At 39.9% G+C, this 15272-nt stretch carries 15 protein-coding genes; 3 read left to right on the forward strand and 12 right to left on the reverse strand.

Annotated elements, in window-relative coordinates; genetic code table 11:
* The 11 genes from NXH67_RS13955 to NXH67_RS14005 all read right to left on the reverse strand — a co-directional run.
* Positions 1 to 834: hypothetical protein (locus tag NXH67_RS13955; RefSeq protein WP_272797772.1), on the reverse strand; the 834-nt coding region annotated here is incomplete at its 3' end.
* A gap of 92 nt (positions 835 to 926) precedes the next feature.
* Positions 927 to 1334 (reverse strand): hypothetical protein, encoded by a 408-nt coding sequence (locus tag NXH67_RS13960; protein WP_272797773.1) that lies wholly within the window; start codon positions 1332 to 1334, stop codon positions 927 to 929.
* 194 nt (positions 1335 to 1528) lie between these two features.
* On the reverse strand, positions 1529 to 2323 hold the full coding sequence (locus NXH67_RS13965) for a hypothetical protein (RefSeq protein WP_272797774.1): 795 nt from the start codon (positions 2321 to 2323) through the stop codon (positions 1529 to 1531).
* A gap of 38 nt (positions 2324 to 2361) precedes the next feature.
* On the reverse strand, positions 2362 to 2958 hold the full coding sequence (locus tag NXH67_RS13970) for a hypothetical protein (protein WP_272797775.1): 597 nt from the start codon (positions 2956 to 2958) through the stop codon (positions 2362 to 2364).
* Positions 2924 to 3079 carry a hypothetical protein gene (locus NXH67_RS13975; RefSeq protein ID WP_155840017.1) on the reverse strand — a complete coding sequence of 52 codons (156 nt, stop codon included), beginning with the start codon at positions 3077 to 3079 and terminating at the stop codon, positions 2924 to 2926. The genes NXH67_RS13970 and NXH67_RS13975 overlap by 35 nt, the downstream gene beginning before the upstream one ends.
* Positions 3080 to 3194: 115 nt before the next feature.
* Positions 3195 to 3833, reverse strand: coding sequence for a hypothetical protein (locus tag NXH67_RS13980; RefSeq protein WP_022780033.1), 639 nt, complete (start codon positions 3831 to 3833; stop codon positions 3195 to 3197).
* A 117-nt stretch (positions 3834 to 3950) separates the two neighbouring features.
* Complete coding sequence (locus NXH67_RS13985; RefSeq protein ID WP_272797776.1) at positions 3951 to 4799, reverse strand: hypothetical protein; 849 nt, start codon at positions 4797 to 4799, stop codon at positions 3951 to 3953.
* 15 nt (positions 4800 to 4814) lie between these two features.
* Entirely contained in the window at positions 4815 to 6089 is a 1275-nt protein-coding gene (locus NXH67_RS13990) for a M56 family metallopeptidase (RefSeq protein WP_330676714.1), read from the reverse strand.
* A 145-nt stretch (positions 6090 to 6234) separates the two neighbouring features.
* Complete coding sequence (locus NXH67_RS13995; protein WP_022780036.1) at positions 6235 to 6630, reverse strand: BlaI/MecI/CopY family transcriptional regulator; 396 nt, start codon at positions 6628 to 6630, stop codon at positions 6235 to 6237.
* 106 nt (positions 6631 to 6736) lie between these two features.
* A complete protein-coding gene (locus NXH67_RS14000; protein ID WP_022780037.1) occupies positions 6737 to 7309 on the reverse strand; it encodes a hypothetical protein in 573 nt (190 codons plus the stop codon).
* 138 nt (positions 7310 to 7447) lie between these two features.
* Complete coding sequence (locus NXH67_RS14005) at positions 7448 to 8287, reverse strand: hypothetical protein (protein WP_022780038.1); 840 nt, start codon at positions 8285 to 8287, stop codon at positions 7448 to 7450.
* Between the two features lie 1097 nt (positions 8288 to 9384).
* Here NXH67_RS14005 and NXH67_RS14010 point away from each other — a divergent pair.
* Both NXH67_RS14010 and NXH67_RS14015 read left to right on the forward strand, forming a co-directional pair.
* Positions 9385 to 10805 (forward strand): IS3 family transposase gene (locus NXH67_RS14010; RefSeq protein WP_272797777.1). Its coding sequence is split into 2 segments (ribosomal slippage): positions 9385 to 9868 and positions 9868 to 10805, totalling 1422 coding nucleotides; the frame shifts between segments, so codons are not numbered across the junction.
* Positions 10806 to 11822: 1017 nt separating this feature from the next.
* Complete coding sequence (locus NXH67_RS14015; protein ID WP_272797778.1) at positions 11823 to 12860, forward strand: hypothetical protein; 1038 nt, start codon at positions 11823 to 11825, stop codon at positions 12858 to 12860.
* Positions 12861 to 12960: 100 nt separating this feature from the next.
* Here the strand turns inward: NXH67_RS14015 and NXH67_RS14020 are convergent, their stop codons facing one another.
* A complete protein-coding gene (locus NXH67_RS14020; protein WP_272797779.1) occupies positions 12961 to 14139 on the reverse strand; it encodes a hypothetical protein in 1179 nt (392 codons plus the stop codon).
* A gap of 428 nt (positions 14140 to 14567) precedes the next feature.
* On the opposite strand from NXH67_RS14020, the gene lepB reads away from it, so the two are divergent.
* Entirely contained in the window at positions 14568 to 15179 is a 612-nt protein-coding gene (gene lepB / locus NXH67_RS14025; protein WP_272797780.1) for a signal peptidase I, read from the forward strand.
* The last annotated feature ends 93 nt before the right edge of the window (positions 15180 to 15272 follow it).

The raw sequence follows: 15272 nt of genomic DNA on the forward strand, positions 1-15272 counted from the left end.
GGTTCTCTGGCTCTCTGCAGCGTGTTCCTTGATATTCTCTATCATTTCCTGCTGCATAGCTTCTTTTTCGAGTTTCTTTGCTTCTTCCTTCTTCTCTTCTTTCTTCTTTTCGGCAGCTTCTTTGGCTTCTTCCTCGCGTTCTTTCTGCTCTTCATCTACATGCTCAGCTGCTTCCTGCGTCAAAAGAGCTATAGCCTCTTCGCCCGCTGCTTCCATAATATCTTCAGCTTCATCCTGAGCTTTCAGCATATCCTGTGACTTAGCTCGTTCTCTTTTCATATCTGCATAGCCCTGAACATTTCCCATCTGCTGAGCTTTTGCCCTGTCTATATCAAGTGAATTCTGCTGATTCTTCGCAACATAGTATAAAGCCTGCTGCTGATACTCTGACATTTTGCTTTTTTCTTCATCAGATAAGCCATCCTTGGAATTATTCATCTTAAACGCAAGTTTTGAAAGCTCATTATTCTCTTCGCTGTCCGGATCAATTCCATATTGTTCCTGTAACTCTTTTAGCCTGGCAGCATTCTCCATCGTATCAGCAGTCTTTTCGTTTATCACATCCTGAAGACGCTTTATCTCATCTTTAATGCCCTGCATCTGAGCATCCAGCTTCTTCTCGCCGCCAAAAGCATCTGACACAACCTTAAGTGCCTGCTTTCTTGCAAGGCCCTGCCTCTGCTGAACAAGACTTTCACCCTTGAGATTAGCCCCAGATACTGAGGACAGATTACCACTCTTATGAGCGGTTTTTCCCGCACCTGCGGCAATCCTGACATTATCCTGATTTTGAAAAGGATTTATTTGAACATCCGTGTTCTGTTGTATCCTCATAAAGCACCTCCACCTGCGATAAATCTGACACTATCATGTATCATGCATAATTATGGTTTTCTATTTGTATATCGGCAAAAAATAGCTTTTAGTCAAGCCCTGACATCAAAACTGCCATTTGGATTCACAACCATTTTCTCTGACAATTTTCTGGAAAACTGTTTTGTCAAATCTTCAAGATCTTTACCCTGCAGCTCCATAGAATAAAGGTCCTCTTGTGATTCTATAACTTGCTGTTCCTTCTGCAGTCTCTTCTCGGCTTTCTTTTGCTCTGCCTTTTTCTCTTTTAGCTTTTCAAGCCACTTATCTATTTCTGGATCTGTACCACCACCATCCGTCACAGTAAGTGTACACATTGTGCTATATTCTTCGCCAAATTCGATAGTCACAGACTTCAAAGTGGCTCCATGCGCTTTAGCTGATTGTTGGGCTGCCTTAATATAATCTGGTGCCTTTGCTAATTCTCGTTCCAGCCATGCGCCGGTTTTCTCATCAGCCATTGCTTTCGTAGTAATCCGCCAGTGACAGAGACAGCAGAATTAGCTCCTGGAGTCAAGCAGCCATATTTCTGTGTCAAGTAGTTCGAATATTCTTTGACAGAATTTGGCTTTTTCTTGGTATTTTCACCATTTGCAATTGTGTAAGGATCGTAAGCACCTGTAATTTTCATAATCTCAGCCCCTTCCTGACATACTCACTCCTTTTTATCGATATTTGAAGGCAAAATTGATGACAGCACATCTGAATAATTTCCAGTGCTCGTATACGTGCCTCCGGCTCTTGCTGCGGCGTTTGTCATTGACTGCGCCTTGTCGTAAACCTTTGATTCAAAAGAGTTATAACCTGTAAATACACTCTTTAAAGTACTGATATCAGCCTTTTTAAGGGCGTCTTCATCAAGCTCAAGCTTATTATCAGCACCTACTGAAATACCAGCACGCTCCAGAAGCCTTTCTGTAGACTTTGTGGTCTTGGTCATCCATGCAGCATTTCTTAAAACATCCTTGGTGTTCGAATTACCGGCACTCTCAATAGTTTTGTTGTAATTATCAACAAATGACTTTACAGCCTTGGTAATTGAATCCAGGTCTATATCTTCTTTTGTAGTCTCTTCGCCCGTCTTCTCATCTTTAGTCTTGATCTGTTTCTTTTCCCAAAGAGAGTCCTTCATAAGAGCACTTGCGGACTTTGCCAGAGTACCTGCTGCACTTCCCATGGAAGTAAGTTTTGCAGATGAATCCCTGCCTGATGAAGCACCATCAGCCTTCTGCTTGGCATAATAGGCCTTAACAAGTTTCCCATAGGATCCATTCTTTATACTGGCGTAATCTGAGAGGTTTATTCCACCCATGATGCCATTATTATTGCTGTTCCCTGAATTGATACTTAACCCAGCCAGGAACGAACTGGCATTTTGGTTATATGCGCTATAATCGTTATCTGCGCTATCATAATAGTTGCTCTGTGAATATCCTCTGATTGTTGACATATATCCACCCTCCTTTGCCATTACCCGGAATCCATTCCTTAAATGTGGTAATCAATATGCCTGTATTTTTCAGGCAAAGCTTTATCAACAGGCATGTTATTTATTTCCTTCGCCTGAGCTATTGCAGCGGCATCAGTTTCAGCAAGAGCTTCATCTGATAGCGCTTCAAGATTCTCCTCGCTAAGCTCTGCCATGTCCTCTGCCATTTCGGTAAGTTCTTCAATCTGGTTCTCAAGCTCATCCATGACTTCAGAAAGAATACCTTTATCCTTATCGATACCAATTGCTTCCTCGATCATTTCCTCGCGACGCTCTTCCGGAGTCTTTGGAGCCATCTTCTCAGCTTCTTCAGCAATCTTTTCACCGCGTTCTCTGGCCTCATCCAGTATATGGAACATCTGTGAGTTGTTATATGAGGATTTAGCTGCATCAATCTGGTCATCATACTGTTGGAACATATCGAGCTTTCTCTGGATATCTTCAAGAGAATTAGTTTTCATGTTCCCCAGGTTTTCCTTCTGCTTTTCAAAGAAGGCTATCTGATTATCACGCCTCACCTGTCTTTCCATTCGGTCCTGCGTTGCTTTGCTCATAGGTCTGTTAAGAAGATTTAACCCTTGCATGTTTATATTCATAGGCGTTCTCCAATATTCTCTGAAGCTCTTCAAACTGCTCCATCGTGAGATCAACGTGCTTTTCTTTGATAGGACTTGGATCTAAGAGTTCCCTAAAAAATGTTTTAAGACCATCTGCCATAACCACCAGCCCCCTTCGCTATTATCAAACCACCTGTTCATTAGAGTTGAGCAGAGCACTTAGCGAAGTTCTTTTGAGCTTAGTGCGAGCCATGCAAGTTCACTTAGCGAGGTTCTTACGAGCTTAGTGAAGCTTGCTGATAATAATCCTCAAACAGCTTATTGGCTGCATTCATAGTCTCTTTGCATATTGCCGGAAGTTCACGTCCCCAGGTCTTAGTAGCCTGCTTGAATCCCTTTTCCATAGCTTTCTGCATCTCTTTCATCTTGTCGACATCATCTCCCGCAAGAGCTGCAGCAAAGTCAAATAGTCTCTGAGATGTCTGCTTTACTCCATAGTATCCATCCTCGGAAATATCTTTCTGTGCCTGTGCTCTTGTTGCCGCATCAACCTTGATATTTCCACCAGCAAGCTGTTGCCACATGCTGTTTCCTGTAGCCTTGCCATATGCACCTACCTGTCCCTGCAGAGTTTTCTGAACTATTGCCATTAGCTGCTTTCTCTGCTGTTCCTCTGCTGCTTTCATCTGCTGAACAATAGCTGCTCTGTCTGTAGCTGATTTCTTATAGATTGCCTTGGAATCATCCTCTTTGCTATTCTTCTCTGTGGCTGTCTTCTCATATACAGCGCCCTGCTGGTTTACCGCTGATTCCTTCTTTTCGTCTTTCTCATCGTTCTTTGCCCAGCTAGGCTCAGCATTATTAACGCCTGCATAGTTGTAGTTTCCATAGTTTGTGTTGATTCCGATACTCATAATGTAATACCACCTCCGTTTCACTTCGGATACAGTCTTACTAAGCTCGCTTTGCTCGCTAAGTGCGACTAGCATCCTTTTATTAACATCTGTTAGCAGTATCTGTAAAAAAATAGTTTAAACTGTGGCATCAAATGATCCACCTGTTTCCACCGGCATACTTTGCGATGATGTGGTGGTTACTGGCATATCCATTCCTCCAAGTGACAACGAAACTCCGCTGTCATATCCTCCAGCAAATGAGGCTTTCCCAGCATTTTCTTTTTCTGACTGTAATCTGTCAAACAAGGCTTTCAGATATTTCAGGTCAGCTTTTAAGATATCCCTTGCTTCATCCGATCTGTGTTTTACCTTAAGCTGCTCAAGATCTTCCGGTGTCATAGATCCGGAAAGAGCTTCTGCCATCTCATCCAGATCCTCATCTAGCTCAGCTGTTTCGGATGCCTCTTCCATCATGTCCTCGTAAGCCTCATCCAGCTTTTCCATAAGAGCTTCAAACTCTTCCTGTTCCAGCTCTTTAATCTCTTCCTCAGAAGCCTCTTCATCAATGGTTTCTTCAGGCTCAAGAGGCATTTCTTCTTCACTTTCAATGCCTCTTTCTGCCCGTTCTTCCATCTTCAGATTCTTCTTTTTCTTGTCACAGGCACGCTGTACCATTTCAGCATGAAGTATAGCCCTTAGAATTTCCTCTTCATCGTAGTCACCGTTTTTTAGCTGCTTACGCAAAAGACCTATCTTCATCCTTATGCTCGTTGATACCTGTGCAGCTTTCCCTGATGTCTTTGCAGCGAGCACCTGCGACGAAACCTGTTTGAAACTGTAAAGAGCAGCCTTTTTCTTTTTGCCGGTCTGCTTTGTCGGTTTACAGATTCCTATAGTTCCAACATGATTACGGTAGGCATCATAGAGTTTTTTTCTGTAATGCGTTGTATTTCCGCTTACATTTATTTCCCATCCGCCATTCACAGCATTATCACCTCCTTACAGCCACATGATAATGCGGTCCCAAATACCCATATCAGTATGATTATCCAGCTTTATAATTCCGTCATGAATTTCGGTTGCACTAATCTCAGCCCAACCACCACCGCCGCCGATTCCGGGGATCTTATAGTAGCCGCCTGATGAAATGTGAAACCATTCATCTGTTCCTTTTGCCTCAGGATATTGCTCCAACAGAGCCTTTCCATCCACGTAAACATAATCATCATCAAAATCTACTACGATTGATCTTTCCACATCTGTATAGATTTTCTGAGCATTTCCTGTATAACAAATTCCACTTATCATTCCCAGATCATTGGTCCTATTATATGAATTGGCTTTAATGATTCCTACTGAAGCTACAACCAGAATCACTAATGCAACTGCACCAATAGATAGAATCTTTAGATTATAGGCTTTTCTGGCAACGATCCTTTCCAATCTTTTTTTCAGAATCTTATAGCTGTCATCCCACGCAAAAGACATTCCGCCCTCGCATCCGAGCTTTTTCCTTGTCTGCATCATATGCCTGGCACAACCTAAGATTGTCTCGCCATAATCACATGCATCAATTCCGCTTCTCTGGATTGTAACAGTGTCGCAGATGTCCTCAAGGTCTCTTTTCATATATCCTACGCAAAGATGCAGGAACAGATTAGGCCACAGCATAACTCGCAGGATATCATATGCCAGAAGTATCCAAAGATGTCCGAGCATAATGTGCGTCTCTTCATGCTTTATAACAACCCCGGCTTCATCGGATGAAATGCTTTCAGGGATAACAATTACAGGTCTTATGCATCCAGTGCAAAACGAAGACAGTTCACCAGGAAACGCCTTGATTACATATTTTGAACTGTACTCTTCGGAATCATAATAACGATTTACTGAATCTGAAAGCTTTTTCCTTCTCCACCAAAATTTAAATCCCAATGCCAATATTACAATGATGTAAAGAACTCCTATCCATGTGTGCCTTACACATAAATCATGCCACCATAGCATCAGATATAAACCGGCCTTAGTCTCATAGTAAACATGAAGCTTCCCGCAAAAAATAACAGGAATCAATAGACACCACAAAGCAGCCTTCCCAAAAACGCTCTTAGAAAACAGCGTGCTCCGCAGAATCATAATGATCCCCAAAACAAAAATCGATATGATTACACAAAAACCAAGTATGGTCGAAAAATAGACGCATACAAATTCTAAAAACCTATATAGCTCATTAAAGAATAACAGCATTCCCTGCATAACTGCTCCTTTGCTCATCCGTGAGACTCATTTATATCTATTCAGTTCCTTCATAGATATTCGCGTGCCTATCAGATTTGCCTTCGGCAAAGAGACACGCTCACTTTCGTATCATTTTCTCACGCCCTCATCAGCATGTGATTCGGGCTGACCTCTGCAATTATTATCTTTTTTCTTTAGCCTTAGCTATTAGGTTTTCCAGTTCCTTTATCTGTTCTTCAGATAGATTTTCTTTATCTAATACTGCAAATGCAGCGGAAAGCCTGTTACCTTCAAAATAGCTTTCAACAAAAGCACTGCTCTTTGCCTTTTGGCACTCCTCTCTTCCTCTTGCAGCTGTATAGTGATAAACCCTGCTGTCATCCGGATCCACGGTATATGTAAGCATTCCTTTTTTGCAAAGTCTGTTTATCAAGACTCTTACCATTCTCTGTGTCATCTTGGAAGACTTCGGAAGTCTGTCTGTTATCTCAGCAGATGTAAGGTCATGGCCGCATCTCCAAAGCACCTCCATGATCATCCATTCGCTTTCACTTGGAAGCATCTCTTCTCTTGGCATAATATACCTCCCGCATGTGCTTAATCAGATTATTTCTCTATTTATAGGATAACACATGAAATAACAAACATTAATTATAAACGCAAATTAATAAACATTTAAGATTTTAAGTCTTTATATCCAAGCTGTGATTAACTGAAATGCTTGCAGATACTTCTGAAGGAGTCGTTGGTGCTACTCTTTCGTCTATATGAGGAACACTGGTATTATAAGTTGATGCAGACTTAGTTTTCACTTCTACACCTGCAACAGTAATCTGTTTTTCTTCGCCTTCACCAGGAATCTGAACATTTCCGGAAGCCTTTTCAGCAATCTGTTCCTGAAGCTGCTCGGCCTGCTCTCTTCTCTCAGCACGTTTCTTCTCACGCTGCTTTTCAATACGTTCATTCTGCTTTTGCTCCTCAGCATCTGCCTTGGCTGCCTCGTTCATATTGCTATTAAGTTCTGACAGCTGAGACATTTCCTGTTTGCCAAGTTCTGATGCCTTCTGCTGAAAATGAGCAAGCTCTTCCTTCTTTTTCTCAACATTTCCACCAGTATTGGAATCCTGTTTGATCTCAGCTTCAAGCACTCCGGTTTTTCCTTCCATTTGCGACTTTATTGCATGCTGAGCTTTTACTTGTTTCATGGAACTACTGGCAGATATAAGGGATCTTGTCATTATATTTGATAAAGCCATTTGTCTACCTCCGTGTATTATGTATCTATAAATATTGCGCCTAAAAATATGTATAGTTATCCTTACATCTTATTTATCGGATAACATTTGTTAATAGTTAATATCTGTTATCGTTTTTTTATTTTTTTCCATATAGTGCTACCTTAAGAATTCATCTATTTTCCTATTTACAATCCTTACATCCAGTGGCATATCTTTGCTTTCCATGGTTATTATTAAATTATCTCCAATGATAAGTCCATTTTTCTCATAATCCATTAGCTTTTTGAAGTTTTTGTTGGCATATCCCTCTTCTTCAACCAGGCCAAGGTGCTCCCAATAAATAGTTTTATCCTTTTTCACATTGTAAAGAACAAAATCCGGATATATACGCCTTTCTAATCTACTATCATTGTTTTGCTCTGAATTATAATGATCTGCTTTCAGTTCATAACAGGGTTCGTACTGATATGGTATGCCGCTATCACAAAATGCATCTGCAAGTATTTTTTCTGATTTGGATCTAACTATTTCTCCTCGCTTAGTAACATAAGCAATATCTTTTTCATATGAATTCTTACCGCCGGGATTGTTATGATACCATTCTTCAATTCTCATATCTTGTGAAGGAATTATAGGATTGACCATAATTTTTCGGCCTTGATGAAGTTTATCATAGACAGCATTGATTGCATTAAAATCATAGCTCTTTAGAAATTTCTGAAGCTTTTTGCTTGAGACTTCCAATTCATTCTTTATGCTTATATCATATTCTCTTTGAACAAGCGCTTTAATCTTATCTTTCTCATAAGTCGGAATATATTTTTCTTGCTCTTGCCCCTTAGCTCTGAAATGATATTGCGGACAACCATGGCTGGAACAGACTCGAAGCTTTCCCTCTTCGATATTCCACGCCTTCTTTAATCTGTTGTCTGCCTCTTCAAGTAACAGATTTAGTTCATCTAACTGGTCATTTAGTTCTTTTGTGTAATCGATCACGCTATCCTCCTTTTTTCTCTATTCTTTTACATGGCAAATTCTGACAGTTCTATAGTTACACTCTATTGTTATGCTTTATTCTTATGCTCTATTCTTATGCTCTATTCTTATGCTCTATTCTTTTGCTCTATTCTTTTGCTCTATACAAGCCCATCATTCTTGTTCGTAATACAGATAACATTTAGTTGTGTAACAGTTGGCTGATTACGTCTTTATGCATGTTTTCTCATATATGACGTAGTCCCAAAATCTCGTTACGTCTTATAATGCAATTTTCTGTATGCGACGTAGCGGTCCCACAGAAATTCAAAATTACTTACGTCTATCTGCATAATTCATTGAGTAAGACGTAATAATTCTGCCTGCTTTTTCACTTCCAAATCAGATTTACGTATTTATACATTTTCCCCCAATATAGACGTAATAAAAAACTTAGCACGCTACTTCTAATAAATAAAAATGGGATTTTAGACGTAATGCCCGGAAAGGACTACGTCTGTTTAGATAAAAACTCTAGATGATACGTAATTTAACCGGATAATCCAGCCATAAAGTATCAATGAGTACCAATAAGTAACTAATAAAGAAAAAACCGCTCAATCTGTTGAGCGGTTTTAATCAATCGGAGTGACGTGATTCGAACACGATTTACAAATCGCAAACCCGCATAGAAAGGAGGTTTGACGGCATCAGCTTGGCCTTTTGGTCACCAACTTGGTCACCAATTTTCTTAATCAGATGTATAAAATATACCATCTACGAAATGCAGTGTAGCCCATAGTCTTTATAACGATTTGAGTTTACACGGCATTTTACGTTACCTATAATAATATCATGGTGCTACCTAAACGGTTGCGGTTAGTCCTCTATCAGGGAGTACAAGCCCTGTTTATATAGAAACCCGAAAGGGAATAACTATAGGAGGAACCTGCCCTATGATAACCATGGAAGGCTTGATTGGAGTTTTGGCGCTTTGCGCTACGTTCTTTGGTCTTGGCTATTCCATTGGTAGGAATAGCAAGCATTAAAATAACCGCCCAGTGAACCGACCCCCAAAAGTTAGACCTAAAATCTGACGTTTGGAGGTCGGTTTATTTATGGCAAAATACAGTTTTGAATTTAAAAAGAAAGTTGTCCTCGAGTATATCAATAAGGGAATAGGATCAACTACTCTGGCTTCAAAATACAACATAAGCACAGAAAAACAAGTTAGAAGCTGGGTTCATGCTTATAAGGAGTATGGTGACGATGGCCTTATGAGATCACGTCGCAAGGAACAGTATTCTTTCGAGTATAAGCTCCATGTGGTAGAGTTATATTTAAGCACTGAAGTTTCCTATGAGGAGCTGGCTTTTGCAGAGGGAATCAAGAATCCTTCAATGATAGCAAGGTGGGTAAGCGCCTTTAGAGTAGCCGGCCCTGATGGATTGCGACAAAGAAAGTTGGGGCGTAAAAAAACATTGAGTAAAGATCATAAAAAAAGAGTCATTAGCAACAATGATGCTGTTGTTAATACTAGCGCAGAGCATGTAAAAGAACTAGAGGATGAACTGCTAAAATTACGAATCGAGAATGCTTATTTAAAAGAACTGAGGAGGCTGCGTTTAGAAGAGGAAGCTCTTCTGAAAGAACAGCGAGAATCGTCCACAGCCTCCGAAGAGAATTCAAACTAAAAGACATTCTCGCTGTATTAAAATTCCCTAAAGCCACCTACATGTATTGGCAGAAAAGATTTGACAGAACTGACCCTGATGAGGATATAAAAAAGCGAATTCTGGAAATTCGTGAAAACAATAAAGATTATGGCTATAGGCGCATCTGTGGAGAACTCAATAATAACCAGGGAATCAAAATCAATAAGAAAAAAGTACAAAGCATAGTGCAAGGCCTGGGAATTCAGGTCACTTCTTTCACCAGAAAGAGCAGAAGGTATAGTTCATACAAGGGCAAGGTAGGCACTATTGCACCAAATAGAATCCGCCGTAGATTTAAAACACATATACCACACCAAAAGATCACAACGGACACCTCTGAATTCAAGTATTATACAATTGATTCGAAGGGTCGGATGATAATGGAAAAACTATACCTAGATCCATTTATGGACATGTTTAATGGCGAGATAGTCAGCTTTGGTATAGATAAGCATCCATCAGCATCAAGTATCATGAATGCTTTAAACGAAGCAATTGAAATCACTTCAGATTGTCCTTATAGAAGGACCTTTCACTCAGATCAGGGATGGGCTTATCAGATGAAAGCCTATACTCGCAGGCTTAAGGAAGAAAGAATTTTTCAAAGCATGTCAAGAAAAGGTAACTGTCATGATAATTCAGTGATGGAGAATTTCTTTGGCCTTCTGAAACAGGAAATCTACTATGGGGTTGTCTACTATAGTTATGAGGAATTAAAATCAGAAATAGAAAGATTTATAAAGTATTATAATGAGCAACGAATCAAAGAAAGACTTGGCTGGCTAAGCCCTGTTCAATATAGGCTTAGCAAAATGGTTGCATGAAAAAAGCAAGCCAGAAATCTGGCTTGCTAAAAAGTCTAACTTTTTGGGGTCACCTCACAGCCTGCAAACTAGCGGTTATTTTAATAATACCCTATTTTCGGACTAGCCGTTGCTGTACGGGTAGTACCTTTTTTGTACTTAAAATATAGCATTAATGCTATATTGTGTCAATTTTTCAGCTCTATTTATCCCTGTTTTTAGGATTTCTATATTTCATGCAGTTCCATGCAAATAATATATTCCCGCACATAGAATCATAAGAGAACTAGTCCTCCATAATTTCAGTTGGTACAAATAAACGTGGCGAGGAAAATATCGGTTTACTCGATTTACGATTTTGGGTAGCCAAAATCGCGAACGAGTAAACCGATATGTACAAAAATACACGTATCTTGATTTCTTGGATATTTGTCAAAAAAATCTATAATATCCTTGAATACCTTATATTTATCGCTTTTACTGAGTTGGTACAGCTCAGGTGATTCCAGGCGATCCCGATGACGCCATATGCCGAGGGGATAATGGTCACTGTAAATGCTGAAAAACATTTTTTGAAGCATCATTTTTAAAATGTACCGGGAACCCGTAAACCGAAGTGATAGCAACGTTGGCTGTATAACAACGAAGGTGATGGCTGACATCCGTTGATCTCCAACTCAACGTAATCAACAATGGAACGTGACGAGAGCGGTAAAGTCTCGGACCGGTAGGCTGATTACCATAGATCAGCGGAGATGCCACAAACCCACTTCACAAAGGGAACGGCAGAAAACCTTAAACTGAAGAAATAAAGGCTGGGAACATAACCAAGATAAAGTTTGTACCATCGCAAGATGGAACGTATGGAGACAGAACCATCTAAAAAAAACCTGTTGCCGATTCAGATCCTTCGGGACTGAGGAAGCTGCTTTGCTTTAACAAATCATATGAATAAGAAAATAATGAGTACAAAGACGGAAGTCTTTTTCGCATATATAAAAAAACCACAGTGTCTTTAAAATAAAGGAGTTTATGTAGATGGGGTACAAGAATAAGAAGTATAAAAAGGACCTTACACAACAGATGAATGACCGTCTCACAATGATGCTTCATTCTGGTGAAGGTACAAGTAAAAAAGAAGCGATTGCAAATGGAACTGAGCGGGACAAAATATTCTCGTACAGCACATATGAAAGTTATTTTAAACATTGTAAATACTTTTCTCGATATGTAAGAGAAAATCATCCTGAAGTAAAGAGCCTAAAACAAGCAAAGAGGTATGTTAATGAGTGGCTGCAGTCAAGGGTTGATAATGGAGGTATCAATGGAAAACCGCTCTCAGCATACACAATCACACTTGAACGTGAGGCTCTGGGAAAGCTTTACGGTATCAAACCAGATGATAAGGACTTCTTTCTGGCACCCCGGCGCCACAGGGCTGATATTGTAAGAAGCCGAGGAGATGCAGTTAGAGACCGTCACTTTTCTGAAAAGAACAATGATGAGTTTGTGAAGTTCTGTAAAGGAACCGGTTGCCGTAGAAACATCATGGAAAAACTGGAAGGCCGAGATCTAAAAACCAGAGCCGAGATTGATAGAGAAATTGCTTTACTGGAAACTCAAACAAGAACAGAAACCGAAGAAAAACACCTCAATGCTTTAAAGGATTCCATAAAACAGTTTCCTGATCAAGACTATTTCATTCATCATCGGAAGGATAAAGGTGGCCGTGAGAGATATTCGCCTATTATTGGTGACAATAAGCAGCAAATTGTTGACCGCATGAAGGCTACAGCACCGCATGAAAAGGTATGGAAACACGTATCTGGAAATGCAGATATTCATGGATATAGAGCAGATTATGCAGGAGCAGTTTACAGACTGTATGCAAGACCAATTGAAGAAATTCCTTATGACAGAACTAATAAAGGAACAGGTAAAAAGTTTCAGGGCGACGTTTATACTTGCCGCAAAGATAAAGCCGGAAAGAAGCTCGACAGAGCTGCAATGCTTAAGGCAAGTAAAGCGTTGGGGCATAATCGTATAGAGGTCATTGCTAACAATTATTTACGATGATAATAGAGAAAAAAGTGTGTATGTTGATTTGGTGATTTCAACATACACACTTTACTTGTTCTAATCTAATTTTTTTTCTGTACCAAAGAAGGTGTGGCGTTTAAGCGTCCTTTTTTCTTCTCTTGTTATTAACAGCGAAGACGCCAACTGCCAATACCAAGACTGCACAGATAATACCGATGATATACTTGGTATTATTATTCTGCACGGTTTCTGTATTAGTTGAAAGAGCAGGATCTGGAGTTTCTACTTCAAGAACTGCTTCATTAACTTCTTCTGCTGGAGCAGCTTCCGCTGCAACAGCATCCTTTGCTTCATCTACTGACTCAGCAGATTTCTCAACAAGAGTTTCAGGCGATATAACAGGTGTAGAAATAGCATCTGTAAACTCAAATGTGATGCATCCATCTGCAACAGTGAGTGTCTTGCCTGTTTCCTTAAGCTCTCCTGTTTCTTCTGTAAAGATATTTACAACTGTGTCGTCAGCGTAAGGAGACTGCACCTTAAGAATTACAGTATTTCCTTCGGGAAGTGTCGCATCCTGTAAAGAAAGCTTGTATGCTGCAACAAGCTCCTCAGATGCATAAGGCTCAAGGTATGCTGAAAGGTCAAGGTAAAAATCATCATCTGACTTCCAGTTCTCAAATACCCATGAGTGAAGCACATTACCTTCTGCGTCAACGTAGTTGATAGATCCAACCTCATTACCTGATGTTGTAGCATTAAGCTCTCTGCCAGTAATGGTATTCATCGCTGACTCTGCTCTGATGTTAAGATACATGCTGTCAGGAGTACCATCTTCTGAGAAGTGAATGAAGTTGTCTTTTGCTTCATCTGTGATCGCATCAAAGTCATGTGCGTAAACCTTTGCAGGCTTAGTCTCTGTCTTTGTCGCTGCCTTAGACTCTGACTTCTCTGTATTTGATGTAGATGGTGCTACCTCAGATGATGTTGTAGGAGCTGATGCAGTTGATGAATCTGAATGGTAATGATCCAATGGTAGGTCTGCTCCGCCTGCCTCTAACTTCTCAAACACTTCTTCGTTTTCATCCCATGAATTATAATAATTCTCAGGAAACTTTTCTGAACACAATCTTGCAATCTCATACGGATCAGTGATGCCACTGTTCCACAGCTCTTCTCTGTATGCTGCTTCTTCATCAGAGAATGACCATGCATCCCTAGTCTTTGCTGTTACATAGCCAACTGAGCCTACGCACAACAATACAATTATTGCAATTACTCTAAATAAATGTTTCTCCATAATTTTCTTTAACATAATATATTTCCTCCAAAATTACTTTTTATTGTTTTATCTTTGTCCTGATATTACTATACCAAATTATCTGGAATTGCCAGGTTTACAGCAAAATAACTCGACTCCGACTATAACTCGGAGTCGAGTTATTTTCACTTAAACGCCGTACAATATTAGCATGACATGACGTAAAAATCAAGAAATGGAAAATTGAAAAAATAGTTCAAAAAAAGTTTCATCGTAGATAATAAGTCTTCCTAAACATCTTGGAAAATCGGTAAAAAAATGTATAATTACAGTTGTTTTACCATGAAATATTCTTCTACTATTAAGGTTTTACAAAGGATAAAGTATAAATGCCAACAGATACAATATTGGTTACGGACAACAATGGTCCGGATACGCTAAAAATATGGATCATACTGTATTTTATTTTCTTAATACTATATATGGTCGTATGTTTAGTACATGATGTAAAACGAGATATAAGGTTAGAGCAGCTTCCTCCGCAAGAGAAGGTTAATAGCGGTGCTATTCCATCTTGGCTTCAGTACATCCTTAGAATTGTTATTCCTGCTATCGGCGTTTATATCATCGTTAATCATGTAATCGCAATCACAAATGTTGCATCCTGCTCAATGGAGCCGAAGTTGAACGTGGGTAATACCGCAGTTTACAACAGACTTGCTTACAGGAAGTCAGAGCCTTTAAGGGGCGATGTCATTGAGTTTTGGTCTGACGAGTACGGCAAGATTTTCGCCAAGAGAGTTATCGGCGTTGCGGGTGACAAGATTGAGTTCCACAATGGCTTTGTTTACATCAACGGTTTAAAGGCAGACGAGAGCGCATATATCGGTGTAAATGTTGAGACAAACTCAAACAAGACATTTACTGTACCTGACGGATATGTATTTGTTCTTGGTGACAACAGAGAGAACTCACTTGATGCAAGATACTGGAATGAGCCTTATATCTCTTGCGACAGAATCATCGGTAAGTACATTGGTCAGCTTCCATTTGCACTTCCCGGCAAGGCAAGTGAGGGCACTCCTGAAGGTTGATGCTCAAAAACAGATAGCATTGGTACTTATTTTCCCAAACAAAGAACAGCTTCTGGGAAGGTTTGGGAACGGGCTTTGGAACGGGCCATATAG

This window comes from Butyrivibrio sp. DSM 10294 (genome assembly GCF_028539135.1).
Taxonomy (GTDB): Bacteria; Bacillota; Clostridia; order Lachnospirales; family Lachnospiraceae; genus Butyrivibrio.

Bases quoted from the DNA above. Each gene is read 5' to 3' on its own strand.
- NXH67_RS13960 (WP_272797773.1), bottom strand. From the start codon at position 1,334: ATGGCTGATGAGAAAACCGGCGCATGGCTGGAACGAGAATTAGCAAAG.
- NXH67_RS13965 (WP_272797774.1), bottom strand. From the start codon at position 2,323: ATGTCAACAATCAGAGGATATTCACAGAGCAACTATTATGATAGCGCA.
- NXH67_RS13970 (WP_272797775.1), bottom strand. From the start codon at position 2,958: ATGAATATAAACATGCAAGGGTTAAATCTTCTTAACAGACCTATGAGC.
- NXH67_RS13975 (WP_155840017.1), bottom strand. From the start codon at position 3,079: ATGGCAGATGGTCTTAAAACATTTTTTAGGGAACTCTTAGATCCAAGT.
- NXH67_RS13980 (WP_022780033.1), bottom strand. From the start codon at position 3,833: ATGAGTATCGGAATCAACACAAACTATGGAAACTACAACTATGCAGGC.
- NXH67_RS13990 (WP_330676714.1), bottom strand. From the start codon at position 6,089: ATGAGCAAAGGAGCAGTTATGCAGGGAATGCTGTTATTCTTTAATGAG.
- NXH67_RS13995 (WP_022780036.1), bottom strand. From the start codon at position 6,630: ATGCCAAGAGAAGAGATGCTTCCAAGTGAAAGCGAATGGATGATCATG.
- NXH67_RS14000 (WP_022780037.1), bottom strand. From the start codon at position 7,309: ATGGCTTTATCAAATATAATGACAAGATCCCTTATATCTGCCAGTAGT.
- NXH67_RS14015 (WP_272797778.1), top strand. From the start codon at position 11,823: ATGGGGTACAAGAATAAGAAGTATAAAAAGGACCTTACACAACAGATG.
- NXH67_RS14020 (WP_272797779.1), bottom strand. From the start codon at position 14,139: ATGTTAAAGAAAATTATGGAGAAACATTTATTTAGAGTAATTGCAATA.
- lepB (WP_272797780.1), top strand. From the start codon at position 14,568: ATGGTCGTATGTTTAGTACATGATGTAAAACGAGATATAAGGTTAGAG.